We start from the raw sequence: 23,260 nt of genomic DNA on the forward strand, positions 1-23,260 counted from the left end.
GGCAGCATCCCCCCGCCACCAGGTCTGCGAGGCGGTCAGGGGGCAGTGACCGGACCCGCCGAGGCCGTGGCGAAAACAACCCGGTCGATACTGGCGGGCGTCGAGGCGTCGGCCAGACCGATGCGCAGCGCCGATACGAGGTACTGCGGCGTGGAATCGGCGGTGCCGGCGACGAACGTCGACCCGGGCGGGGCGCCCGGCCGATCCGGCTGCACATTGACCATGAGCGACAGGATCGACCGCAGGGCGTTGACGACCGAGCCGACCCGCGCGATGACCGCGTTCACCGCCGTCGACAGCGTCGTACCCAGTGTCGTGATGGCGCCCACCGCCGTCGTCGTGATCTGATTCGCGACCACCGTCACCAGGACGGGTGACAACAGCTCGACCGTGTTGATCAGTGCGGTGACCGTCGGCAACGCGAGCGCGGCGAGAAGGGTGTTGATGGCTCCCACGGCCCCCGCCGTGTTCGCGTCGACCGTGAAGACGGCGGTCCCGTCGAGGATCGCACCCACCTGGCCGACGAAGTCGATCGATACGTTGAGGATGTCGAGCGGCTGCAGGGGGAAGATACCGGGAGCCGCCACGACCGCGTTCAGGTCGATCGTGATCGTCGAGGTCCGCAGCTCCTGTCTGAGAGCCGTGATGACCTGTGAGGTCCAGTTGTTGAGCAGCACGCCGACACGCGTCACGATCGGGGCCAGGACCGCGGAGTTCACCACCACCTCGGTGTTCGGTGGCGCGTTGTTCAGCGAGGGCAGGAGGGCGTCGAGGTCGACATCGACGGTGCTCGTCTGAAGATCGACCGTCACCACACCGTCGGTCAGCGGTGTGTTCAACAGGGTCGTGACGGAGCCCGCGAGATCGAGCCCCGCGATCGAGACGGTGCCTCCGATGCTCGTCGTCAGGGCGCCGGGGAGCGCAAGGTCGAGCCTCGATCCGATGACCGACGAGATCAAGCCCGACGAACCGAGTAGCGAGTTCACTGCGGTCGTGATCGTCGCCGCGCCAGTCGTCGTGGTGCCCACGAGGCCACCCGCTGCCGGGACGTCGATACCCAGGCCGAGTCCCGCGATGGCGTAGTCGCGGGTGCTCCCCGATACCGTGCCCGCACCCCACAGGGTCGACAGAAGGGCGGCGCAGCCGTCGAGCTGCGAACTCGCGCCGATCGCACCTACTTTCAGGTCGGCCCCGGCGATGCCGGTGAGGGCGGGCAGCAGCTCGTCGAGACTGATCGTGGCGGGGGCGGGAAGGGAGGCGCTCGGAGTCGTGCCGGCGGTGACGACCCCGCTGTTGTTCACGAGCCCCGACGCCCCGACGGCCGTGCCGAGTTCGGACACCTGGGCGTACTGGTTCGCCGCCCCGAGGGCCGCGCCCGGCACGGGAACCTCGAATCCGCTCATGTTCACCCCGGCGATGCCGAGCAGGTCGACGTCGAACGGGTTGGCGTAGGTATGGGTGGGCGGGGTCGCCGGCGGGTCGAGATCGACGGCATCAGTGGGCTGCACCGTGAGCGCCCCGTTCTCATCGAGGACGAGCCTCATCTGTTCGAGATCGGCGACCGGGTTCAGATTCGTGCCGAGGAGCGACCCCGAGAGGAACCTGCCGTAGGCGGTCGTCGCGAACCCCGTGTCGTCGCCGCAGATGAGCGACGACGTCCCGACGATGCCGTGGTTCCACTCCTCGTCTGTCCACGCGGCCGTGGTCGCGGTAGCCGACAGCGGCACCACCACCACGGCCACGGCTCCGAACGCCACGGTCGTCACCAGCCGGCGGTTCATCGCGCGCCCCGCGTCGGTCGTAGACGCAGTGCGGCGCCGAGTCCGAGGAAGCCCGCCGCCATTGTTGCGACGGCGGTCCAGAGAGTGGGATCCACACCCGTCGCCGGAAGGGCGGCTCCGGGAGTCACGGGAGCAGGCTCCACGGCGACGGCGGTGAGCCCGACGCCCATGGTTCCGGTGAGCCCCATCAGCGTCGCATCGGCGCGGGCAGCGTCAGAGTCCGCCACCGCCAACGTCACGAGGAGGTAGGAGGGGGCGGATGCGTCGAGCGGGCGCAGCACGAACCTCGGGCGGGTGGTGACACCGTCATCCGAGGGGCGCACCAGTGCGACCGGCACGGACGTACCGGCGCAGACGGGAGCTTCGTTCAGGCCTGCCCACGGCACCGTGCACTCCGCCACCCCCATTTCGAGGCCCCGGGGGTGTTCGACGAGCTCCCCGGCTTCGCGCAGTTCGAGCGAAAGAGTTGCGCTCGTCGCACCCTCTAATCGCGCTGCGACCTGCCAGTGCGAGGGGTCGCCGGGGCTGATCTCGAGGAATTGCGCGGGATAAGGGTCGGACGAAAGGACGAGCCGCCCTGGCGCCCCCGTCGACGGCACCTCGATGAGCGCCGCGCGCGCCGCATTGCCGGCCAGGACGGTCCCACCGACGAGCAGCGTCAATGACAGCGCCGCCACGAGCGGCGCCGCGACTCTGCGACGCACGGGCGATGCGGGGAAGAGCATTCGGGAGTTCTCTCTATGAAGCGGTTTCACGACGCCGCTCGCCGGGCCACAACGCCCAGGCGATGGCTGCCGCCACGATGAGACTGAACGCCACCATCGCGGCCGGTGTCTTCGCGGCGATGACGACCCAGCCCACGCCGGGTGCGGCGACGACCACACGGCGGGCTTCGTCGACCACGTAGGGATCGGGATCGTCGATGCTGTTCGCGTCGCCCCGCAAGACGAGGCTTCGAGAACGGTCGTCGCCGGGGACGGACGCGACCTCGACTACGCGGTGCGTGACCGGGGTCGCGGAATTCGGCCGCGGGACCGTCACCACGTCGCCCACGACGAGCCGCGAAGCGGGCACTTCTTGCACGACCGCCGCTGCCCCGGTCGGCATCGTCGGACTCATCGATCCCGTGACGAACACGATGATCGACAAGCCGAGCGCGGCGGACGCCGCCAGCCACACGACGGTCGCCACCCCGACGATGCCCAGCACGGTGATCACGGCATCACGAGCCGAACCGCGACGCGGCGGCGCTGCGGTGTGCGCCGCACGCGGCCCGTGGGCCCGCGCGCGATGCGCGGGCCCACGGACGAGCGGTGGGGAGGTGGAGGGCACGGGTCGGGCGATCAGGAGGTGGCGGCGAACTGCCACGCCGGTGCGGCGGTCAGTCCCATGTAGTCCTCGACATCGCCCGTGGCGGGGGCGAACGGGTCGGGCAGCGTGATGGCGAAGCAGTAGTACTGCGTCGAGCCGGCCACGGCCAAGATCTCTTGCTCCGCGGTTCCGCCCGCCGTCAGCAGCGGCCCGTCGGCGATCACGGCAGGGCCGCCGGGCGCCCCGGCGAAAGCCGTGTCGTCGCAGGTGAAGGGCGCGTCGTCGGTCGCGACCCTGACCGCGAGGGCGGCGAGCAGCAGATCATCGGGGTCGGTCACGGCCACACCCGCGGCAGCGACGGCGGGCTGGAGCGCGACCTCGCCGGCGATGGAAGAGGGAGTGGAACGCAGGGCGACCGGCGCGTATACCTCGTCGCCCGGCGAGAGCGCGAGCGCTCCCGGACTGAACGTGATCTCTCCCCCCGGATTCTCTTCTTCGTCGGTCCACGTTCCCGCCGCGAACGGGGGCACGGAGTTCTGCTGGATCTCGAACGTCGACGTGCCGATACCCGGCCCACCGGTACCGTTTCCGCCGAAGACCCATTCGGTATCGGTCCAGGCGGCGAGTGTCGCCGAAACTCCCAGCCCGAGAACCGCTCCGCCGGCCGCGATCGCGAAGATTTTCCGTCGCGTCGCACGGCGTTTTTCCTGCATTTCCATATCGTGCCTACCTCACGTTAGGTGTGTCCGATGCGACCTTCGCGCACAGGCGATCGTGGGATCTGGGAGCACGCTATGGGCCGGCATACTGGGGCGAATACGTCGAAATGCGATCCCGGTGCGAGTCACGAAAACTTCCCAGCGCGCGTGCGCAAGCCCTTGAGCGAACCCGCGAAAAGCCGGTAACGTCCTCGCTACTGAGTTCCGATACCAGTAGGCCGCAAGGCGATTCCTCCAGTGAGGAACCTCGCAGTCTCGGTAGGGTGGGGCTCTGCGGCAGGGCTGGGCCGCGACTCTCTGTAATGGGTGCAATCACTTTGGGGGGTGAGCCGAATGAGCATCAGAGACGCCAAAATCGACGAAGAAGTCGTCGGCGATGACCGAAATACATCCAGAATTCTGGCATCGCTTTCGCGCGGAATCAGCATTGTTCTCGTCGGCCCGCTAGGGAGCGGAAAGAGCCATTTTCTCCGCGACGTGATCGATCGTCTCATCGCCATGGATGAGCCACCTCTGGTCCTGCGGTCGAGCGGACCCCATTCGTCGGTGCCGCATGGGGCGCTCACCGCGTCTCACGATCCGCGCGCCGCGCGCCTGCGAGAGGGGCGGCCCGGCGAGGACGGGCGCCCGATCGTCGTGATCGATGACGCGCAGGAACTCGATCCCGCGTCCGTCGCCGCCGTGGTGCGAGCCGTGTACGCAGGTCACGCGACAGCGCTCTTCGCACTCACCGTGACGCGCGATGGTTCGACGCGACCCCCCGATGGCAACCCGGATGCCGCGCAGATGGCCACCGATCTCTGGCTTCGCGGCCTTGCCGACCGGGTGGATCTCTCGGCGCTGACCCCTCGTGACGCGGATCGGCTGCTCGAACTGTTCGCCGCACCCGAGCTCGATGCGCTCACCCGGGCATCGATCGTCGCTCTGGCTGACGGTTCGCGGATGCTGCTGCGAGAACTCGCCGGCGAGGCGGCGCAGGCCGTGCGGGAGGGGCGGGATCCCATCACCGCGCTTCGCGACAGTCCGCCTCACGGCCGGCTCTCCGATGCGCTGGCCGCTCACGTCTCGCAGCTCGGGTCTGTCGAGCGCAGCACCTTGGCGGCACTGGGGCGGGTCGCGGGTATTCCTCGCGCCGACGCAGCCCGGTTCCTGCCGTCAACAGTGTTGGATGCGCTGACGAGCGCTCGCCTCGTGCACGACGACTCGACCCCGGCTCATCGCCTGACCGCCAACGCCGCTCTCGCCCGCGAAGCATCCCGACGTGTGGGCGCGGCCGGGGTGGACGCCCTGCTCGAAGGGGCCGTGACGCGCATGTTCGCGCCCACCAGCGAATGGTGGTGCGAACCGCTCTCGGTCCTGGCCGCGCGCGGGTGGCTGCACGGCACGTCGCTGGGCCCGATGTACGAGAACGTCCCGACGGCCATACGCGTGAGGGCGGCGCTCGACGCCGCGCGCCGCGCCAACGACGCCGGCGAGCCCGCGGAGGCGCTCGCTCATGCCGAGCTCGGGCTGCAGAACGAGGACGACGCACGCCTCCACGTGGAAAAGTGTTTCGCGGAAGCGGCACAGGGCGGAACCGTCGACTTCGACGCGCTCCTCGAGCGACTGTCGGGCGGCCCCGTCGACACCCCGACGTTGTTGCGGTGCGTGAGGGTCGCGACCCTTGCGGGTGCGACGGGCGTCGACAAGATCGAAGCCGCCATCGGACGCGTCGAGTCTTTGGGGTGCCCGAACGCGCGCGCCTCCGCCGAGCTGGAGCTGTTGCGGGCAGAGCTGCTGAGTTCCCGGATGGACTGGAAGAACGCGGCTCGACTCGCCGAGACCCTTTTCGCACAGCAGGGCAACTCGACCTCCCTGCGCGTTCGCTCGGCAGTGCTGGCCGGACTCAGCCACACCTGCCTGGGGGCGTGGGACAAAGGACAGGCGTGGTTTCTGCGGGCGCATCGGAGTGCCGGGGAGCGCGGCGGAATCACCCCGATCACCACCGTCGAGCGCTTGGGCGTCGCCGGTAGCGAGATCATCGCGGCGGGCATCGCCGGCACGGACTTGGGCCCCACGCTCGCCCGCCTGGGGGGTGAGGTCGACGCCGCGGCACGCCAAGGGAACGCCGAGACCGCAGCGGTCGCAGGCCTCGTACTCGCGTGCGCGTATGCCGTCCTCGGGGAGCCCGAGCGGGCGGCCCGCGAACTCGACGCCGCGGTGCGCCGGGCACGCCCGCCCGCCGCCGCCGACATGGTTCCGCTGGCCCAGATCGCCGTAGCCCGCGCTCTCGCCCTGTCAGACCACGCCCTGGAGGCGCGCGAGATTCTCGACCGCATTCATCACGGGGCGATCACCGGTCTTCCCAACCTCGAACACGCCCGAATGGTCGCCGAGTCGTACGTCTCGGCTGCCCTCGGCCGACGCGAAGAGGCCCTCGCTGCCGCACGTTCCGCCGCGACCGCCTCGGCGGCCGCACCCGCTCTTCTCGCCCGCGACCTTTACCAGATGGTCGTTCTCGGCGACGCCGACCAAGCGCTGCCCGAGATCCAACGCATGGCAGAGGATTCAGAGGTTCCGGCCACGCGGATGCTTTCCGATGCAGCCACCTCCCTGGTCGATGACCACGACGACGACCCCGATGTCGTCGCGGCCATGCGCCTCGGGACGGCGTGGGACGGCCACGACGGAACCACCGGTATCGGCGTGGCCAGCGACCACGGGCGCGGAGCCGAACGCGGAAGCGGCCGCTCCCACGACGGTGACGCCAGCGACTTCGAACTCACCCGGCGGGAGCGCGAGATCGTCCTCCTCGTCGCTGAGGGTCTCGGCAATCGCGAGATCGCCGAGAGGCTGTACCTCTCGGTGCGGACGGTCGAGTCGCACGTCTACCAGGCCCGCGCCAAGCTGGGCGTGGGCTCACGCGCCGAACTGGGCCGGGCTGTCGCCGCGCGTCGACCCGAGCTGCGGTCTCTCTCGAGCCGAGTTCGCTGAAGACGGCGCGGCGGCCGTCGCGTAGTGGCGCTAGAGCTCGTCGAGCGCCTGACGCGCCGCGGTCATCGACACGGACGACGGGTACCCGCGCCGTGCCAGCTGGCCGAGGAGGCGGCGCAGAGCGGTCTGGTGATCCCGCGCCCCGAGTGAACGGGCCTTGGTTCGAGCGAAATCGAGGGCCCGCTCGAGGTCGTCGTCGGGCAACTGCGTCAGAACGTTGTCGACGACGTCGCGAGGGATGCCCCGTTTTGACAGAAGCGGCGAGATGACCTGACGCCCCTGCCCTTTGCGCTCGACCGCTGCGTGCACGAGCTGCTCGGCCAGCGCCTGGTCGTCGAGGTAGCCGAGTCGGAGGAACTGTTCGACAAGGTCGTCGGTCGCCTCGACGGTGGCCCCGACCTCGATGACGACGGCACGAGCTTCAGCGACCGACAGCTGACGCGTACGCAGCTTCTTCAGGAGGAGCGTCTCGGCCTGGTCGCGTATCGCTCCGGGTTCGGCCACGGTGCCGACGGACTCATCGACCTCCCCGCCCTCGCGCCCCTTTCGGGGTGCCGAGGCAGAACGTGATGAACGGTCGAAAGAGCCCTTTCCCTCACCATCCGATCGCCGCTGCGGCTCGACGCGTGGCTCGGCCTCCGGGACGAACCGCACGGTGCGAGGCCCGCCTCGAAGGGTCGTGCGCGCCTCGGCCGTGCCACGACCGAACAGCGGGGTCACGGGGGCCAGGGCATCTGCGGCGTCACGCGTCGAGTCGCCCCCGCCCCCGTTGTTCACCGGCATGTCACGCGGGACGGCGAGCAGCGAGTTCGTCGGAGACCGACGCGTCGTCGCGGGGTACGCCGACGCCGAGCTTGCTCTTGATCTTCGACTCGATCTCGTTCGCCATGTCGGGGTTCTTCAACAAGAAGCCTCGGGCGTTCTCTTTACCCTGCCCGAGCTGTTCCCCGTCATAGGTGTACCAGGCGCCGGACTTCTTGACGATCGTGTGCTCGACGCCGAAGTCGATGAGGCTGCCTTCGCGCGAAATGCCGGTGCCGTAGATGATGTCGAACTCGGCCTGCTTGAACGGCGGAGCCATCTTGTTCTTGACGACCTTCACCCGTGTGCGGTTACCGACCGCCTCGGTGCCGTCTTTCAGCGTTTCGATGCGACGGATGTCGAGACGGACCGACGCGTAGAACTTCAGCGCCTTACCGCCGGCGGTCGTCTCGGGAGAACCGAAGAAGACACCGATCTTCTCGCGCAGCTGGTTGATGAAGATCAGGGTCGTGTTGGTGGTGCTCAGACCACCGGTCAGCTTGCGCAGGGCCTGCGACATCAGACGCGCCTGGAGGCCGACGTGCGAGTCACCCATCTCGCCTTCGATCTCGGCACGCGGAACGAGTGCCGCGACGGAGTCGATGACGACCAGATCGACAGCGCCGGAACGTACGAGCATGTCGGTGATCTCGAGAGCCTGCTCAGCGGTGTCGGGCTGGGAGACGAGGAGGGAGTCGATGTCGACGCCGAGCTTCTTGGCGTAGTCGGGGTCGAGCGCGTGCTCCGCATCGATGAATGCGGCGATGCCGCCGTTGCGCTGGGCGTTCGCGATCGCGTGGAGGGTGAGGGTCGTCTTACCCGACGACTCGGGGCCGTAGATCTCGATGATGCGGCCGCGGGGCAACCCGCCCACGCCGAGGGCGACGTCGAGAGCGATGGAACCGGTGGAGATGACCTCGACAGGCGCACGGTCGTCGCTGCCCAGTCGCATGACCGAGCCTTTTCCGAACTGCCGGTCGATCTGGGCAAGAGCCGACTCGAGAGACTTCTCGCGGTCTGCGGGTGATGGCATGACGTTCTCCTAATGCTCGCGTTCCGTCGCCTGTAGGCTGTCGCATCCTTCGCCGACGACGAAGGATCTGAGACAAGGCGTGGGGTGTCATCCGACGTTGTCCACGCTAGGGAGGGCCTCCGACATCGAGCCGGAGGATCACCCGAACGGGGACAACCTGTCGCCGATCACCGCTGTGCAGGAGACTACGCCCGTTATCGAACAGAGATTCGATGACACGCCGCGTGGGCGGGTCCGAGATTCGGTGACGCGCCGAGTCAGGCTCGGCCGCGAGGCTCCAGTCGGCCAGCGCCGTACCGCCGATCGGCGGGAACCTCCGTCTCGGCGCACAGCGCCAGCCACACCTCACGCGGTGGAGCCCCGTCGGCCAGCGCCTCGACGGCCGTGCGGCCGTTCATCGCCATCAGAGAGAGGTCGGAGACCAACGAATCACCGCGCGCACCGAACTCGTCGGCGACGGCTCGCTCGAACTCGCTGCGGCGCACAGTGCGGTCGCCGCGCTCAGCGCAGCGAGAGCTGAGGCTCTACCGAGGCGACCAGGTCGTCGGGAACCACGTCGGGGAATGTCTGCAGGCCCTCGAGGACCGAAAGTCGATCGCCGACCTCGCGCATGATCGTCGAGATGGGCACGTCGAGTGCCTCTGCGACCGAAGCGAGGATCTCGCTGGAGGCTTCTTTCTGCCCGCGCTCCACCTCGCTCAGGTATCCGAGAGCGACACTCGCGCGGCTCGCGACCTGACGGAGGGTGCGACCCTTCTGCTGGCGGAGATCACGGAGAACTTCACCGATCTCTTGACGTACCAGGATCATGGGGCCCTCCTTACTTGTGATTCCGCCGACTGTCCGAGTGGACAACGGTACAACACCCGCTCTGCCAATCTAACCCGGTGCGCTGGAGAAAGGGTGGGAATCGCCGAATGTAACGGTGCGGAAACACGTTCTGTTCCCGCCTCCGCGAAACCGGTTCACAGAGCGGCGAGAGCGTGGCGCACCGCGATGCGCGCGGCCTCCTGACGGATGACCTCGCGATCACCCGAGAGAGCCAGGGTGTCGACGCGGGTGCCCAGCGGAGTCGAGATCGCGATGTGCACCGTGCCGACCGGTTGCCCATCCGGCGAACCGGGTCCGGCGATGCCCGTCGTCGCGATACCGACATCGGCCGGTCGTCCGTCGACGACGAGCGCTTCGCGGACCCCCTCGGCCATCTGACGGGCCACGCGCGGATGCACCGCTCCGTGAGCCTCGAGGAGCGTGGCGTCGACACCGAGGAGCGAACGTTTGATCGCGGTGTCGTACGCGACGATTCCTCCTCGAAGCACGCGCGACGCCCCCGGCACTTCGACGAGAGAAGACACCACGAGTCCGCCCGTGAGGGACTCTGCGATCGCCACCGTCCAGCCGAGCTCGGCGAGCCGATCGATCAGCCGCGCGGCACTCGCCCGCGGGTCGCGCACGAGGGTCGATTCGAAGTCATCGGGGAGTTCGTGGATCACGCGGCGCGACGCTTCTGTGCGCCCCGCACCTCGGAAACGACGTAATCGAGTCCGCTCGCGATCGTGAGGATCACCGCGGCCCACATCGTGACGATGTTCACCCAGACGATCCATTCGCCGACCACCGCCGCAAGCGGCAGGAGGGCGAACGACAGCGCGACGGACTGCGCCACGGTCTTCAGCTTCCCCATCCAGGCGGCAGCCAGCACGTGGTCGCTGACGACCATGAAGCGGTAGACCGTGATGCCGATCTCGCGCACGAGTATGACGATCGTGACCCACCAGGGCAGCTCGCCGAGGATCGACAGGCCGACGAAGGCGACCCCGGTGAGCACCTTGTCGGCGATCGGGTCGAGCAGCTTGCCCAAGTCGGTGACGATCTCGTACCGGCGGGCGATGTAGCCGTCGACTCCGTCGCTGGCGATGGCGACGATGAACAGCGCGGCCGCCCACCACCGGAGCGCACCGTCGGTGCCCCCGTCGGCGAGCAGCATCCAGAGGAAAACGGGAGCGCAGAGAATGCGGACGATGGTGATCGCGTTGGGGAGTTGGCGCGGAACGGCCATCAGTCGCGCCCCGTCAACTGCCAGGCGTCGCCCTCGTCGCCGTCGACGACCTCGAGCCCCTCGAACTGCGCATCGACGGGGTCTGCCACAGACGCCGCATCTTGCCCGCGGAGTCGTGCCAGAACAGACGGCAACTGCTCGTTCGTCACGAGCACGTCTCGCGCCTTCGAGCCCTCGGAAGGCCCGACGATCTCGCGCGACTCCATGAGGTCCATGAGGCGACCCGCCTTCGCGAAGCCGACGCGGAGCTTTCGCTGGAGCATCGAGGTCGAACCGAACTGCGTCGAGACCACCAGCTCGGCCGCGGCGAGAAGCAACTCGAGGTCGTCGCCGATGTCGGCATCGATCTCTTTCCGCTCGGCCGACGCGGCGACGTCGGAGCGGTACTCAGGTCTGGCCTGGTTCGTGACGTGGGCGACGACCTTCTCGATCTCGGACTCGCTGACCCATGCCCCCTGCACGCGCACCGACTTGTTCGCACCCATCGGCAGGAAGAGCGCATCGCCCTGTCCGATGAGCCGGTCGGCTCCGGGCTGGTCGAGGATCACCCGTGAGTCGGTCACGCTCGTGACGGCGAAAGCCAGCCGCGAGGGAACGTTGGCCTTGATCAGGCCCGTGACGACGTCGACGGAGGGTCGCTGGGTGGCCAGGACGAGGTGGATGCCGCTGGCCCGAGCGAGCTGCGTGATGCGCACGATGGAGTCTTCGACGTCTCGCGGTGCCACCATCATGAGGTCGGCGAGCTCGTCGACGACGACGAGCAGGTACGGGTAGGGCTTGAGGACGCGTTCACTGCCGACCGGGAGCACCACGTCGCCCGACACGACCGCCTGATTGAAGTCGTCGATGTGGCGGTACCCGAACGACGCGAGGTCGTCGTAGCGCATATCCATCTCTTTCACGACCCACTGCAGCGCTTCGGCCGCTTTCTTGGGGTTCGTGATGATGGGGGTGATCAGGTGCGGCACACCGGCGTACGAGGTCAGCTCGACCCGCTTGGGGTCGATGAGCACCATGCGCACCTCTGACGGCTTCGCCCGCATCAGCAGGCTCGTGATCATCGAGTTCACGAAGCTGGACTTGCCCGACCCCGTCGATCCCGCGACGAGCAGGTGGGGCATCTTGGCCAGGTTCGCGACCACGAAGCCACCACCGACGTCTTTGCCGACACCGATGGTCATGGGGTGGGTGGATGCTGCGGCATTGCTCGAACGGAGCACGTCGCCGAGCGTGACGATCTCGCGGTCGGCGTTGGGGATCTCGACGCCGATCGCGCTCTTGCCCGGAATCGGAGCGAGGATGCGCACCTCGTTGGAGGCCACGGCGTAAGCGATGTTGTTGGTCAGTGCGGTGATGCGCTCGACCTTCACGCCGTGCCCCAGCGAGATCTCGTACTGGGTGACGGTGGGCCCGCGCGAGAAGCCGGTCACGCGCGCATCGACCGAGAACTGCTGCAAGACGCTCTCGAGTGCCTTGACCACGGCATCGTTGGCCGCCGAACGTTCTTTGTGGGGCGGGCCGGCCGACAGCGCCGACTCGGACGGAAGACGGTAGTCGGAAGCCGGGGGCATGCCCGCGCTGTCGCCGCCGAGACCGGAGATGGTGCCGAGCTCGTCATCGTCGTCGGCGGAGTCGTCTCGCAAACTCACCGCGGCGGGCGCGGGAGGGGTGAGCGAGGGACGCGCGAAGACCTCGGTGAGGGCGTCGGGAAGCGGCGGCACCGGCGGCTTCTCGGGGGTGGTGGCGTACACCTGCTCGAAGCCACCGTCGGTCGTGCCGGGGGTGAGCAGCTCGGTGAGGTCCTGCGAACCGAGGGCGCCGTCTGCCTCTTCTTCGCGACCCGTCTTGTTGCGGCGCCACCACGGGCGGGCATCGGCGTCGGCGTCGTCGTCGGTGGCATCGGCCGCCGCAGAGCCATCAGACCCCGAGCGGTCGGCCGGGGCCGCCCGCTCGGCGTCGAACATCCAGGCGTAGAGATCGCCGAGACGCGAACCGATCCGGTTGGGCGGCGTCTTGGTCAGAATCAGGATGCTGAGCACACCCACCAGAGCCAGGACGATGCCGGCGCCGATCGGCGTGATGAGAAGCGCGAGCGGTTCACCGGCCATCCAGCCGAAGAGACCCCCGGCTCCGCTCAGAGCGGGGAGCCCGGCGCTGGGCTGGGGACGCTCCCCGAGAACGTGGCAGGAGCCGGCGACCGCGATGACGAGGAGTGCGAACCCGATGCCGATGCGGCCGTTGTCGTGCACCGACGACGGATGCCGGAAGAGCCAACCCGCCAGCAGGAGCAGCAGCACGGGGAAGACGAAGGCTTCGCGGCCGAGGAGGCCCCCGACCGTGTAGGCGCTGATCGACGCCGCGATGTCGGAGCCGATGAAGAACCACTCGACGACGGCGCCGGAGGCGGCGAGCAGGACGAGCAGGAGCGGAAAGCCGTCTCGGCGCTGTTCTTTCTCGAGGCTCTCGGGTCCGAAGGTGCGGAAGATGCCGCCGACGGCGTGCGCGAGACCGAGCCACGCGCGGACGACGACGGGGGGCTTGTCGCTCTCGCCGACGGAGCGCTTGGGTTCGGGCGCGGGTTTGCGGGCACGCGGAGCGCCCTTCGCGGGCGCGCGACCGCTGGTCGCCGGAGTACTGCGGGGCATGGGTCCACGGTAGGCGCGACCTGCGACGTTTGCCCTGAGCGACGCGCGATCAGCGCAGGCGCTTGACCATGGTGTCCCGCCCGATGCCGCTCTGCGTGACAGCGAAACCCTCGGAGCGGTACAGGACCGTGGCGAAGTTGCCCCGCTCGACGCTGAGGCTCAGCCGGGCGTATCCGCGCGAACGCGCGTCGTCGGCGAGCCGCTGCAACAGCATCCGTCCGATCCCGTGCGCCCGCCAGATCGGACGGACGCCGATGACGAGCTCGGGGACACCGGTGCCGACGTAACCGAACCCGGGCTCCCCGCGGGGGAACAGCCGGTACCACGCCGCACCGACCGCCTCACCGGTGTCGGACTCGGCGACGAATCCCGCATCGGCCGGCCGCATCCACCCGATCAGGTACCGCTGGTAGTCGGGCGACGAGATCACCTCGTGGCGGGGGCGCGCCGCCCCCGCACGCCAGTTCGCCGCCTCGACGACCATGTCGGCGAGGAACGCACCGTCGGCCTGCGACGCGGCACGAACGACGAAGGCGGGCATGCCCGGAATCCTAGCGATCCCCGCACACCCGCCTCCTCGGTCGAGTTCTTACGCCTCGATGACGAGCGGCACGATCATCGGCCGGCGGCGCAGCGACTGGTTGACCCAGCGCCCGACCGTGCGCCTGACGATCTGCGACAGCGCGTGCGGGTCGCGCACGCCCGACTTGGCGGCCTCGGCGAGCGCCGCGGTGATCTTCGGCTTGACGTTCTCGAAGACCGCGTCGTGCTCGGCGAAACCGCGCGCGTGGATCTCGGGCCCGGTGACGATGCGCCCGGTGGCCGAGTCCACGACGACGATGACCGAGATGAAGCCCTCCTCGGCGAGGATGCGACGGTCTTTCAGGTCGGCATCGGTGATCTCGCCCACGGTCGACCCGTCGACGTACACGAAACCGATGTGCAGCTGCCCGACGACCTTGGCGACGCCGTCGCGCAGGTCGACCACGACGCCGTTCTCGCCCAGGATCGTGCGCTCGGCGGGGATGCCCGTCTCTTGCGCGAGCTTGGCGTTCGCCGTCAGATGGCGGTACTCCCCGTGGATGGGGAGGACGTTGCGCGGCTTCAAGATGTTGTAGCAGTAGAGCAGCTCACCCGCGGCGGCGTGACCGGAGACGTGCACCTTGGCGTTGCCCTTGTGCACGACGTTCGCGCCCAGCTTCGTCAGGCCGTCGATGACCCTGTAGACGGCGTTCTCGTTGCCGGGGATGAGGCTCGACGCGAGGATGACCGTGTCGCCGGGCCCGGGCTCGATCTCGTGGTCGAGGTTCGCCATGCGGCTGAGGACGGCCATCGGCTCGCCCTGCGAACCCGTCGACATGTAGACGATCTTGTCGTCGGGCAGATCGCGGGCCTTCTTGTAGTCGATCAAGATGCCGTCGGGGACGTTCAGGTAACCGAGCTGCTCGGCGATCGTCATGTTGCGCACCATGCTGCGTCCCATGAGTGCCACACGACGCCCGTTGGCCGCCGCCGCATCCAGCACCTGCTGCACACGATGCACGTGGCTCGAGAAGCTCGCGACGATGACCCGGCGCGGCGCCTTGGCGATGACCTGGTCGAGCACCGGCCCGATGCTGCGCTCGGTGGGGGTGAACCCCGGCACCTCGGCGTTGGTGGAGTCGACCAGGAACAGGTCGACTCCTTCTTCACCGAGGCGGGCGAAGGCGCGGAGGTCGGTGATGCGCCCGTCGAGCGGCAGCTGGTCCATCTTGAAGTCGCCGGTGGCGAGCACGAGGCCCGCGGGCGTGCGGATCGCCACGGCGAGAGCGTCGGGGATCGAGTGGTTCACCGCGATGAACTCGAGGTCGAACGGGCCGACCTGCTCGCGCTGGCCCTCGGTAACGGTCAGGGTGTAGGGCTTGATGCGGTGCTCTTTGAGCTTCGCCTCGATCAGCGCCAGGGTGAGTCCCGAGCCGATGAGGGGCAGGTCGCTCTTGCGCTTGAGCAGGTAGGGCACCGCGCCGATGTGGTCTTCGTGCCCGTGGGTGAGGACGATGCCGACGATGTCGTCGAGCCGATGCTTGATGGGCTCGAAATCGGGAAGGATCAGGTCGACCCCCGGCTGGTGCTCCTCGGGGAAGAGCACGCCGCAGTCGACGATGAGCAGCTTGCCCTCGTACTCGAAGACGGTCATGTTGCGGCCGACCTCGCCGAGTCCGCCCAGCGGGTAGACGCGAAGCGTGCCGGGCGCCAAAGCGGGCGGGTCGTAAACGGTGGTGGGCATGGTTTGCCTCCTCGGGATGCGGCGTTCGCCGCCTCCGCTCGTGGGCCCGCGCGGCTCTTCCGCGCGGGCGTCTTTCATCTGGTCGTACCGTGCACCTTCGGCAGCGCGCCACCTGCGGCGGCGTTGCGGTCAGGGCGGAAGTTGGAGAAATCGGCGCCGGTGACGCCGCGGACGAGCGCGAGCTCGTCTTCGATGGCCGCGGCCTCCCACTCTTCGGGGCCCACGAGCGGCAGACGCACGCGCGGACTCCCGATGCGGCCGAGGCCGTGCAGGATGTACTTCGCCGACACCGTGCCCGGCACGTGCGTCATGACGGCCCGGACGAGCGGCTCGAGCCGCTGATGCTCGGCAGTGGCGGTGGCCAGGTCGCCGCGGTTGACCGCGTCGACGATCGTCCGGTACGGAGCCGCCGCGATGTTCGCGGTGACGCCGATGAGTCCGGCGGCGCCGATGGCGAGGTGCGGCAGCACGTTCGCGTCGTCACCGGAGAAGTACATGAGGTCGGTCTGGTTCAGCACGCGGCTGACTTCGCTGAAGTCGCCCTTGGCGTCTTTGATGGCGAGGATGTTCGGATGCTTCGCGAGCCGCAGGATCGTCTCGTACCGGATCGGCACCCCGGTGCGCCCCGGGATGTCGTACAGGATCGTCGGCAGGTCGGTGGCGTCGGCCACAAGGCGGAAGTGCGTGAGGATGCCCGCCTGCGTCGGCTTGTTGTAGTACGGCGTGACGATCATGATGCCGTCGGCGCCGGCCTTCTCGCTCGCGCGGTAGAGCTCGATGGCGTGAGCGGTCTCGTTCGACCCGCCACCCGTGATGATCTTCGCCCGACCCGCTGCGACGTCTTTGCCGACCTCGACGAGGCGGATCTTCTCGGGGTCGGTCAACGTCGAGGTCTCACCCGTGGTGCCCGTGACGACCAGGCCGTCGGCCCCGGCCGAGATGACGGCGTCCATGTGCTTCTCGACGGCGGGCCAATCGACTTCGCCGTCGGCCGTCATCGGTGTGACGAGCGCGACGAGAACCTGTCCGAAAGGATTTCCCGTGTGCGTCATGGTTCCAGGGTATCGGTCGAGGCCGCCTCGCCGCCGTCCGCGCTCAACGCCCGCGTTCGGCCGCCCTCTGCACGAGAGCGTCGGGCAACAGCCGCGCCAGCGTGACCAGCGCCTTGTACCGGAGCGACGGGATCGACACCGACCGCCCCCGAGCGACGTCGCGGAGCGCCTCCGAGACGACGCGGTGCGCCTGCAGCCACATGCCTCGCGGAACACCCTCTTCGCCCGGCGGGAGACCGAGTCGCTCGTGGAAGTTGGTGTGCACGAACCCGGGCGCGACAGCGGTGACCGTGACCCCCTCGGGGCCGTAGCGGACGTTCGCCCAGCGGCTGAAGTTGAGCAGCCACGCTTTGGCCGCGCCATAGGTGCCCCGGGGCATGAAACCCGCGACCGAGGCGACGTTCACGATCCGACCGCTCCCCCGCTGCAGCATCCCGGGGAGCACGGCGCGCACGAGCCGCATCGACACCTCCACGTGGAGGGAGAGGTGGCGCACCTCTTCGTCGATGTCGTTGGCCTCGAACGACAGGTCGAGGCCGTACCCGGCGTTGTTCACGAGCATGTCGATCGGATGCTGCGCATCGACCAAGCGCGCGACGACCGCGTCGCGCTGGTCGGGCTGCAGGAGGTCGGCGACCAGCACCTCCACCCCGCTCGCGCCGGCCCCTCGGATCTCGGTCGCAACGGCATCGAGCGCTGCGCGGGAGCGTGCGACGAGCACGACGTCCATTCCGCGCGCCGCCAGCTGGCGGGCGAACTCGGCGCCGAGCCCGGAGCTCGCGCCCGTGATCAGTGCCGTACGAGCCACGACCGACCTACGGCGAGACGCGGCCGTTGGCGTTGAACGCCGAGTGGGTCAGGGGCATGAGCTCGGTCCAGATGGTTTCCATCTTCTCGGCGCACATCTCGATCTCGCGCTGCGGGAACGACGGGAAGTGGGTGCCCTCCACCTTCGTGCGGAGGGAGAGGAAGTTCATCAGCGACCGTGCGTTCATCGTGACGTACATCGACGAGTAGATGTTCAACGGCAGAACGATACGGGCGACCTCTCGGGCGACACCGGCGTCCAGCATCCGCTGGTAGGCCATGAAAGCGATCTCCGACGCGTCGCGGGTCGCGGTGTCGACCAGCGCGTACTGCTCGGGAGTGCCGGGGAGGAATTCGTAGGCACCGGGCTTGCCCACCTGCAGCAGATTGCGGTCGGGGGCGGGCACGTAGAACACCGGGCGCAGCTCGCGGTAGCGGCCCGACTCTTCGTTGTACGACGCGATGCGGTGGCGCATGAACTCGCGGAACACGAAGATCGGCGCCTGGACGTAGAACGTCATGGAGTTGTGCTCGAAGGGCGAACCGTGACGGTCGCGCATCAGATAGTTGATCAGACCACGGTCTTTCGCGGTCGCCTCGGTGCCGGCCTGCGCTTCGTCGAGTGTCTGCTCGCCCTGTGTCGACACACGGGCGGCGAACAAGACGTCGGCGTCGCTGGCGCTGGCGCGCACCAACTCGACGGTCACATCGCTGCGGAACTGGATCTCGGTCGCGGGGCTGGGTTCGGCGTCGCTCACGCGTGCCACCTTATCCGCAGCGCCCGGGCCTCGGCGCGGGCACGCTGTCATCTGTGGACGCGGCGGCCCGCCGACGGCTGTCACCCGTTAGCGTGGACTGCTATGACTCTCGTCGAAGCTCTGATCGGCCTCACCGCGCTACTCGCGGTCACGGTGGCCATCGGGCTCACCCTGCGTGCACGGCAGGGTCGTGTGAGCCGAAATGCCTCGTCGGAGCTAGTTGAGCCACGACGACTGGGCGCCGACGGCCTCGGTGAGCAGGCGACACTTCTGCAGTTCAGCACCGAGTTGTGCGCGCGGTGCCCTGGTGTTCACCGCACTCTTTCGGCGCTCGCCTCGACACACGAGGGCGTTCGGCATCTCGACATCGATCTCACGCATCGTCCTGATATCGCCCGGCATTTCCACGTGATGCAGACACCGACGACTCTCATCCTCGACCGTCGCGGGGCCGTGCAGTCCCGCATCGGCGGGGTGCCGAATCCGCACGTCGTGCAGCTGGAACTCGCCCGACTCGCCGAGGAGCCCGCCGGTGTCTGACTCCCCGTCTCGCGGTATCGACCCTCGCGGACCCCGCTTCGTCGCGAGCGTCACGGCTCTTCTGCTGGCCGTGGCCGTCGTCGTATCGCTGACGGGGCTTTCGACGCGACGCAGCGGCGGCGCCGACGCGTGGGCACTGCCCGCGGCGTCCGTCGTCCAGCGGATCGCCGACCCGGCCTTCCTCCTGCTCCTCGTCATCGCCGCCCTGTTCCTGTGGGGGGTCATCTCGCCGCGGACGGCGCCCTGGGCCTTGCTGTTCCGCCGGGTCGTCCGGCCTCGTCTGTCGCCGCCGCGTGACCTCGAAGACCCCCGCCCGCCGCGCTTCGCTCAGGGTGTCGGCCTGTTCGTGGTCACCGTCGGTCTCGTCCTCCAGCTGGCCGGGGTGCCCTGGGCACTGCCCATCGCCGCGGCGATGGCGTTCGCCGCCGCGTTCCTCAACGCGGTGTTCGGACTCTGCCTCGGGTGCCAGCTCTACCTCGTGCTGCAGCGCGGCGGCATCGTCGGCCGCGCCCGCCCCGCCGTCTGACGGCTACCACGAGGGCCGGGCAGTGTCGAGGCATCGGCACGCGCACGGCCCGTCGCTAGGCTGACGACACAGCGTCTTGCTGTCGTACCCGGGAGGTCACGATGTCCGTCACCAGCGAAGCCAAAACCGCCTGGAAAGGCAGCCTGTTCGAGGGCTCCGGCACCGTCGAACTCGCCACGTCCCACGTGGGAACGTTCGACGTCGACTGGAAGGCCCGCAGCGAGGGCTCCAGCTCCGTCACCACCCCCGAAGAGCTGCTCGCCGCCGCACACTCCGCGTGCTTCAGCATGGCGCTCTCGAACGCTCTCGCCGAGAACGGCACGCCCCCCGAATCGATCAACGCGACAGCATCCGTCACCTTCAAGCCCGGTACCGGCATCAGCGGCAGCCACCTCAACGTCAACGCGGTCGTGCCCGGCATCGACGCCGCGGCCTTCGATGCGATCGCGCAGGACGCGAAGGCGAACTGCCCCGTTTCGCAGGCGCTCGCGGGCATCGAGATCACCCTCGAGGCGACGCTTGCCTGACACCCGACGCGTCGTCGTCGCCGGGGCATCCGGCCTGATCGGGGAGGCGCTGGTCGCGTCGCTTCGCGCCGACGGCATCGAGGTCACGACGCTCGTGCGTCGACCGGCCGCGAACGCCCACGAGATCGAGTGGTTGTCGGATGCTGCACCCCTCCCCCCGTCGGCCATAGAGGGCGCCGATGCCGTCGTCAGCCTGAACGGTGCGAGTATCGGCAGATTCCCCTGGACGACCGCGTACAAGAGCACGCTGCTCTGGTCGCGGATCACGCCCACGCGGACGCTGGCGAAGGCCGTCCGCGCGTTGGGGACGGATGCCCCCGCCTTCCTCAGCGCATCGGCTACGGGCTTCTACGGTTCGGCACCCGGTATCACGCTCACCGAGGAGTCACCGCGCGGCGGAGGTTTCCTCGCCGACCTCACGCAGGAATGGGAGGCCGCGGCCCGCGGTGCCGGTGACGCCACGCGCGTCGCCCTTCTGCGGACGGCTCCCGTCGTGCACGCGCGAGGCGTGCTGAAGCCGTTGCTGCTGCTCACCAAGCTGGGCGTGTCGGGGCCGATCGGTCGCGGTACCCAGGTGTGGCCGTGGATCTCACTCGACGACGAGGTCGCCGCCATCCGCCACGTCATCGACGGCGACATCGACGGACCCGTCAACTTGAACGGTCCGACGCGCGCGACGGCCAACGACCTGGGCTTCGCGCTCGCTCGCCGCATGAACCGCCCCTACGCGCTGCGCGCGCCGATCTTCGCCGTGAAGCTCGCGCTCGGCCCCGATGCGACGGAGGGGCTGCTGACGTCGGACGCGGATGTCACGCCCGCCGTGCTCACGAACACCGGCTTCACTTTCGCCCACCCCACCGTCGAAGAGGCGGTCGCGCACGCCGTGCCCGCAGCCTGAGGGCGGGCCTCTCGTCAGGGGTGTCGCGCCGCCGTCTCGAGCTTGATGGCGGTGCGGATGGCGCCTCGAGCGCGGCGCCGGTCTCCGGAGCCGTCGTACGCCAGACCCAGCCGGTACCACGCGCGCCAGTCGTCGGGATTCGCCTCGACGTCGGCGCGATAGGTCGGAAAGAGCGCATCCGCGTCGACACGCTCGACGCGTCCGCTGGGCCGCACGGCGAGCTCTTCGTCGGGCAGCGCGCCGTCGGCCGCGAGCCGCGCACCGAGCCGCTCTGCACGGAAGCCGAACCACAGCTCGCGCCCCAGACCCCAGACGGCGAGGATCGGCAGCACCACCAGCGCTGCCCCCAGCGCGATCGCGACGCCGTCGCCGCTGGTGAACAGCAACCACGCGCGCTGACCGACGAGTGCGATGTAGAGCACGAGGAGCACCGCCATGACGGCGACGCCGATGCGGGCGCTCATGCGTCGGTGGGGCGGTCGAACGCCGTCGCGGTGGCCACCTGGCCGGGCACCCCGGCGTCGTCGATCGGTGCGGCCGCCCACTCTCGAGGCGTCCGGAGTCCGAGGTCGATGAAGTTATCGAGCCCGATGACCACGCCACGGGCGTCGCGGGCCGCGGCCAGGGCGATGCGGATGCCCGGGGCGTAGGCGAGCGCGGGTTCGATCGTGTCGTGAACGACGGTGAGCGACTCCCCCGGCCCCGACAGCACCGTTTCTTGCCGCGCTACGACGCCCGGACGCCGAAGGGAGTGGATCGGAACGCTCGCGACCTGCTGGCCGCGCGCCCGCTGGTCGGCGTGCGGAGACTCGACGGGACCGGCGGCGGAACGGGCCGCGGCGATCATCTCGGCCGTTCGCACTGCCGTGCCGCTGGGCGAGTCGATCTTCGTGTCGCGGTGCGCCTCGACGATCTCGATCGATGCGAAGAAAGGAGCGGCCGCTGCCGCGAGTGCGCTGCCGATGATCGACCCGAGCGAGAAGTTCGGAATGAAGACGACGCCCGTGCCCGCCTTCTCGACGAGGGGTCGCACGAGGGAGATCCGCTCGCTCGACCACCCCGAGGTGCCGACGAGGACGTTGATGCCGAGGTCGACGGCCGCCCGGATGACGTCGATCGACACGGCCGGAGTCGACGCGTCGACGACGAGGTCCGCTCCGGCGATCTCGCTCAGGTCGGAGCGCGACGTCAGGACCCCGGCGACCTCGAAGCCGGGCTCCGATTCGACGACCTCGCGGATCACTCCGCCGAGCTTGCCCGTACCCCCCACGATGGTCACGCGCGTCGTCATGTGCTCCAGCCTACGGCGGTACTCTCGACGCATGACCGAGATCCGCCCCGTGCCGGTCGACCAGGCCGACGCGCACGCCCTCCTCGAGGAGTACTTCGCCCTTCGGGCGTCGATCTTCCCCGGCGGTACGTACCGCACGACGTTCCCCGATCCGACGGTCTTCGTCGAGCCGGCCGGGATGTTCGTCGTGCTGTACGACGGCGAGGAGCCCGTCGGCTGCGGCGGCATCCGCCGGGTCGCCGACGGGCCCGCCGGTACGCGCTACGAGGTGAAGCATCTCTTCGTCTGCGATGCGGGACGCGGGCGCGGCTGGGGACGGATGCTGCTCGCCGACCTCGAGACGAGAGCCGCCGGGTTCGGCGCGAACGAGGTCGTCCTCGACACGCACCACACCCTCGAGGCCGCCGGTGGCCTGTACGCCCGCTCGGGGTACGAACAGATCGAGGCGTACAACGACAACACGAACGCGACGCGGTGGTACCGCAAGGCGCTCGGCGCGCAGCATCCGCCCGCCGCGCACTGATCTTCGCCCACCCAGACGCGGGCTATCGCGCGAGACGCGGCGTTCGGGGCGGGAGTTGCCCGCGTGCCGGCCGAAAGCCCGCGGGCGGGCCGGCGCGACTCAGACCGGGATGGTCTCGGGAAGGCCCGTGCGGAGTTCGAAGGGCAGGTGCGCCAGGTCGTTGTGGGTGAGCATCGTCCAGGGGCGCCCCTTTCGCTGCGAGAGCACCGTCAGGCCGCAGTGGGCCTGATTCAGTGTCATCCAGCGCCAGTCGGGCGCCTGCAGCACCTCACGGACGAACCAGGCGATGACGAAGTTGTGCGTGATGAGGAGTTCGTGCACCTCGCCGGGTTTGCGCACGAGGAACTCGCTCGTCGCATCGGCCATCTGCGCGCTCCCCGCGTCGACCTCGGCCTCGGTCACGCTTCCGAAGAACGGTTCGTAAGCTCCGGGGGTGTCGTCGGTCATGCCCGTCGGCACGCAGTCGAAGAGCAGAGCAGAAGGCAGAGGCGACACCGAAGGCAGCCTCGCCGCAACAGCTGCCGCCGTCTGCGCTGCCCTCTCGAGCGGTGAGTGCCACACGGCCTCGAGCGGAACCCCCGAGAGCCTGTCGGCGACCAGGGCCGCCTGGCGCATGCCCCGCGGCGAGAGTGGTCCGTCGGTGAGGCCGTGCTCAGCGTCTTGGTGTTCGCCGTGCCGTACCAGGTAGAGGTAGTGCGTCACGTCAACTCGATTCGTCGTCGGGTGGCGTGCTCGATGGCACGGCTTTCA

At 69.0% G+C, this 23,260-nt stretch carries 25 protein-coding genes; 6 read left to right on the forward strand and 19 right to left on the reverse strand.

The genetic code is table 11. The features are described from left to right. Positions 1 to 35: 35 nt before the first annotated feature. From ACFXQA_RS00185 to ACFXQA_RS00200, 4 genes are all read right to left on the reverse strand, one after another. Positions 36 to 1,781, reverse strand: coding sequence for a choice-of-anchor G family protein (locus ACFXQA_RS00185; protein WP_394517763.1), 1,746 nt, complete (start codon positions 1,779 to 1,781; stop codon positions 36 to 38). Further along, positions 1,778 to 2,506: a hypothetical protein gene (locus tag ACFXQA_RS00190; protein ID WP_394517764.1), complete on the reverse strand. Its 729-nt coding sequence runs from the start codon at positions 2,504 to 2,506 to the stop codon at positions 1,778 to 1,780. Before ACFXQA_RS00190 ends, ACFXQA_RS00185 begins: the two co-directional genes overlap by 4 nt. A 13-nt stretch (positions 2,507 to 2,519) precedes the next feature. Then, on the reverse strand, positions 2,520 to 2,999 hold the full coding sequence (locus ACFXQA_RS00195) for a signal peptidase I (protein WP_394517765.1): 480 nt from the start codon (positions 2,997 to 2,999) through the stop codon (positions 2,520 to 2,522). Between the two features lie 125 nt (positions 3,000 to 3,124). Beyond that, the gene (locus ACFXQA_RS00200; protein WP_394517766.1) at positions 3,125 to 3,805 is read right to left on the reverse strand and encodes a SipW-dependent-type signal peptide-containing protein; all 681 of its coding nucleotides are present in this window, start codon (positions 3,803 to 3,805) and stop codon (positions 3,125 to 3,127) included. Positions 3,806 to 4,309: 504 nt separating this feature from the next. On the opposite strand from ACFXQA_RS00200, the gene ACFXQA_RS00205 reads away from it, so the two are divergent. Further along, on the forward strand, positions 4,310 to 6,784 hold the full coding sequence (locus ACFXQA_RS00205; RefSeq protein WP_394517767.1) for a helix-turn-helix transcriptional regulator: 2,475 nt from the start codon (positions 4,310 to 4,312) through the stop codon (positions 6,782 to 6,784). A 30-nt stretch (positions 6,785 to 6,814) separates the two neighbouring features. On the opposite strand, the gene ACFXQA_RS00210 is transcribed toward ACFXQA_RS00205, so the two are convergent. From ACFXQA_RS00210 to thyX, 12 genes are all read right to left on the reverse strand, one after another. After that, positions 6,815 to 7,567: a regulatory protein RecX gene (locus ACFXQA_RS00210; protein ID WP_394517768.1), complete on the reverse strand. Its 753-nt coding sequence runs from the start codon at positions 7,565 to 7,567 to the stop codon at positions 6,815 to 6,817. 1 nt (position 7,568) lies between these two features. Beyond that, complete coding sequence (gene recA, locus ACFXQA_RS00215) at positions 7,569 to 8,618, reverse strand: recombinase RecA (protein ID WP_394517769.1); 1,050 nt, start codon at positions 8,616 to 8,618, stop codon at positions 7,569 to 7,571. A gap of 257 nt (positions 8,619 to 8,875) precedes the next feature. Beyond that, complete coding sequence (locus ACFXQA_RS00220) at positions 8,876 to 9,103, reverse strand: DUF3046 domain-containing protein (RefSeq protein ID WP_394517770.1); 228 nt, start codon at positions 9,101 to 9,103, stop codon at positions 8,876 to 8,878. Between the two features lie 16 nt (positions 9,104 to 9,119). Further along, the gene (locus ACFXQA_RS00225; RefSeq protein ID WP_394517771.1) at positions 9,120 to 9,428 is read right to left on the reverse strand and encodes a helix-turn-helix domain-containing protein; all 309 of its coding nucleotides are present in this window, start codon (positions 9,426 to 9,428) and stop codon (positions 9,120 to 9,122) included. Positions 9,429 to 9,583: 155 nt separating this feature from the next. Beyond that, on the reverse strand, positions 9,584 to 10,111 hold the full coding sequence (locus ACFXQA_RS00230) for a CinA family protein (RefSeq protein WP_394517772.1): 528 nt from the start codon (positions 10,109 to 10,111) through the stop codon (positions 9,584 to 9,586). After that, a complete protein-coding gene (gene pgsA / locus ACFXQA_RS00235; RefSeq protein ID WP_394517773.1) occupies positions 10,108 to 10,677 on the reverse strand; it encodes a CDP-diacylglycerol--glycerol-3-phosphate 3-phosphatidyltransferase in 570 nt (189 codons plus the stop codon). Before pgsA ends, ACFXQA_RS00230 begins: the two co-directional genes overlap by 4 nt. Continuing rightward, positions 10,677 to 13,322, reverse strand: coding sequence for an FtsK/SpoIIIE family DNA translocase (locus tag ACFXQA_RS00240; protein WP_394517774.1), 2,646 nt, complete (start codon positions 13,320 to 13,322; stop codon positions 10,677 to 10,679). The genes pgsA and ACFXQA_RS00240 overlap by 1 nt, the downstream gene beginning before the upstream one ends. A gap of 49 nt (positions 13,323 to 13,371) precedes the next feature. Continuing rightward, positions 13,372 to 13,863: a GNAT family N-acetyltransferase gene (locus ACFXQA_RS00245; RefSeq protein ID WP_394517775.1), complete on the reverse strand. Its 492-nt coding sequence runs from the start codon at positions 13,861 to 13,863 to the stop codon at positions 13,372 to 13,374. A 48-nt stretch (positions 13,864 to 13,911) separates the two neighbouring features. Then, positions 13,912 to 15,588 carry a ribonuclease J gene (locus ACFXQA_RS00250; protein ID WP_394517776.1) on the reverse strand — a complete coding sequence of 559 codons (1,677 nt, stop codon included), beginning with the start codon at positions 15,586 to 15,588 and terminating at the stop codon, positions 13,912 to 13,914. A gap of 74 nt (positions 15,589 to 15,662) precedes the next feature. After that, positions 15,663 to 16,640, reverse strand: a complete 978-nt coding sequence (gene dapA, locus ACFXQA_RS00255) for a 4-hydroxy-tetrahydrodipicolinate synthase (RefSeq protein WP_394517777.1) — start codon at positions 16,638 to 16,640, stop codon at positions 15,663 to 15,665. Positions 16,641 to 16,683: 43 nt separating this feature from the next. Further along, on the reverse strand, positions 16,684 to 17,448 hold the full coding sequence (locus ACFXQA_RS00260) for an SDR family NAD(P)-dependent oxidoreductase (RefSeq protein WP_394517778.1): 765 nt from the start codon (positions 17,446 to 17,448) through the stop codon (positions 16,684 to 16,686). A 7-nt stretch (positions 17,449 to 17,455) separates the two neighbouring features. After that, positions 17,456 to 18,205, reverse strand: a complete 750-nt coding sequence (gene thyX / locus ACFXQA_RS00265; protein WP_394517779.1) for an FAD-dependent thymidylate synthase — start codon at positions 18,203 to 18,205, stop codon at positions 17,456 to 17,458. Between the two features lie 102 nt (positions 18,206 to 18,307). On the opposite strand from thyX, the gene ACFXQA_RS00270 reads away from it, so the two are divergent. The 4 genes from ACFXQA_RS00270 (at position 18,308) to ACFXQA_RS00285 (ending at position 20,696) form a co-directional block, all read left to right on the forward strand. Continuing rightward, complete coding sequence (locus tag ACFXQA_RS00270) at positions 18,308 to 18,745, forward strand: TlpA family protein disulfide reductase (protein ID WP_394517780.1); 438 nt, start codon at positions 18,308 to 18,310, stop codon at positions 18,743 to 18,745. After that, positions 18,738 to 19,271, forward strand: coding sequence for a DUF4395 domain-containing protein (locus ACFXQA_RS00275; protein ID WP_394517781.1), 534 nt, complete (start codon positions 18,738 to 18,740; stop codon positions 19,269 to 19,271). Before ACFXQA_RS00270 ends, ACFXQA_RS00275 begins: the two co-directional genes overlap by 8 nt. A 101-nt stretch (positions 19,272 to 19,372) precedes the next feature. After that, positions 19,373 to 19,798 carry an OsmC family peroxiredoxin gene (locus tag ACFXQA_RS00280; RefSeq protein ID WP_394517782.1) on the forward strand — a complete coding sequence of 142 codons (426 nt, stop codon included), beginning with the start codon at positions 19,373 to 19,375 and terminating at the stop codon, positions 19,796 to 19,798. Continuing rightward, positions 19,791 to 20,696, forward strand: coding sequence for a TIGR01777 family oxidoreductase (locus ACFXQA_RS00285; protein ID WP_394517783.1), 906 nt, complete (start codon positions 19,791 to 19,793; stop codon positions 20,694 to 20,696). The genes ACFXQA_RS00280 and ACFXQA_RS00285 overlap by 8 nt, the downstream gene beginning before the upstream one ends. Before the next feature lie 14 nt (positions 20,697 to 20,710). Here the strand turns inward: ACFXQA_RS00285 and ACFXQA_RS00290 are convergent, their stop codons facing one another. Continuing rightward, entirely contained in the window at positions 20,711 to 21,160 is a 450-nt protein-coding gene (locus tag ACFXQA_RS00290; RefSeq protein ID WP_394517784.1) for a hypothetical protein, read from the reverse strand. Continuing rightward, complete coding sequence (gene dapB / locus ACFXQA_RS00295) at positions 21,157 to 21,987, reverse strand: 4-hydroxy-tetrahydrodipicolinate reductase (protein WP_394517785.1); 831 nt, start codon at positions 21,985 to 21,987, stop codon at positions 21,157 to 21,159. Before dapB ends, ACFXQA_RS00290 begins: the two co-directional genes overlap by 4 nt. 31 nt (positions 21,988 to 22,018) lie before the next feature. On the opposite strand from dapB, the gene ACFXQA_RS00300 reads away from it, so the two are divergent. Continuing rightward, complete coding sequence (locus ACFXQA_RS00300; protein ID WP_394517786.1) at positions 22,019 to 22,510, forward strand: GNAT family N-acetyltransferase; 492 nt, start codon at positions 22,019 to 22,021, stop codon at positions 22,508 to 22,510. Positions 22,511 to 22,609: 99 nt separating this feature from the next. On the opposite strand, the gene ACFXQA_RS00305 is transcribed toward ACFXQA_RS00300, so the two are convergent. Beyond that, on the reverse strand, positions 22,610 to 23,212 hold the full coding sequence (locus ACFXQA_RS00305; protein ID WP_394517787.1) for a histidine phosphatase family protein: 603 nt from the start codon (positions 23,210 to 23,212) through the stop codon (positions 22,610 to 22,612). Positions 23,213 to 23,260: the final 48 nt, after the last annotated feature.

Origin of the sequence: Microbacterium shimangi (genome assembly GCF_043556445.1) — a bacterium.
In the GTDB taxonomy this organism is placed as follows: Bacteria; Actinomycetota; Actinomycetes; order Actinomycetales; family Microbacteriaceae; genus Microbacterium.

Coding starts and splice junctions, on each gene's coding strand:
- pgsA (WP_394517773.1), bottom strand. CDS start 10,677: ATGGCCGTTCCGCGCCAACTCCCCAACGCGATCACCATCGTCCGCATT.
- ACFXQA_RS00200 (WP_394517766.1), bottom strand. CDS start 3,805: ATGCAGGAAAAACGCCGTGCGACGCGACGGAAAATCTTCGCGATCGCG.
- ACFXQA_RS00225 (WP_394517771.1), bottom strand. CDS start 9,428: ATGATCCTGGTACGTCAAGAGATCGGTGAAGTTCTCCGTGATCTCCGC.
- ACFXQA_RS00280 (WP_394517782.1), top strand. CDS start 19,373: ATGTCCGTCACCAGCGAAGCCAAAACCGCCTGGAAAGGCAGCCTGTTC.
- ACFXQA_RS00250 (WP_394517776.1), bottom strand. CDS start 15,588: ATGCCCACCACCGTTTACGACCCGCCCGCTTTGGCGCCCGGCACGCTT.
- ACFXQA_RS00240 (WP_394517774.1), bottom strand. CDS start 13,322: ATGCCCCGCAGTACTCCGGCGACCAGCGGTCGCGCGCCCGCGAAGGGC.
- ACFXQA_RS00190 (WP_394517764.1), bottom strand. CDS start 2,506: ATGCTCTTCCCCGCATCGCCCGTGCGTCGCAGAGTCGCGGCGCCGCTC.
- ACFXQA_RS00210 (WP_394517768.1), bottom strand. CDS start 7,567: ATGCCGGTGAACAACGGGGGCGGGGGCGACTCGACGCGTGACGCCGCA.
- ACFXQA_RS00300 (WP_394517786.1), top strand. CDS start 22,019: ATGACCGAGATCCGCCCCGTGCCGGTCGACCAGGCCGACGCGCACGCC.
- ACFXQA_RS00290 (WP_394517784.1), bottom strand. CDS start 21,160: ATGAGCGCCCGCATCGGCGTCGCCGTCATGGCGGTGCTCCTCGTGCTC.
- ACFXQA_RS00270 (WP_394517780.1), top strand. CDS start 18,308: ATGACTCTCGTCGAAGCTCTGATCGGCCTCACCGCGCTACTCGCGGTC.
- dapA (WP_394517777.1), bottom strand. CDS start 16,640: ATGACGCACACGGGAAATCCTTTCGGACAGGTTCTCGTCGCGCTCGTC.
- ACFXQA_RS00185 (WP_394517763.1), bottom strand. CDS start 1,781: ATGAACCGCCGGCTGGTGACGACCGTGGCGTTCGGAGCCGTGGCCGTG.
- dapB (WP_394517785.1), bottom strand. CDS start 21,987: ATGACGACGCGCGTGACCATCGTGGGGGGTACGGGCAAGCTCGGCGGA.
- ACFXQA_RS00205 (WP_394517767.1), top strand. CDS start 4,310: ATGGATGAGCCACCTCTGGTCCTGCGGTCGAGCGGACCCCATTCGTCG.
- recA (WP_394517769.1), bottom strand. CDS start 8,618: ATGCCATCACCCGCAGACCGCGAGAAGTCTCTCGAGTCGGCTCTTGCC.
- ACFXQA_RS00245 (WP_394517775.1), bottom strand. CDS start 13,863: ATGCCCGCCTTCGTCGTTCGTGCCGCGTCGCAGGCCGACGGTGCGTTC.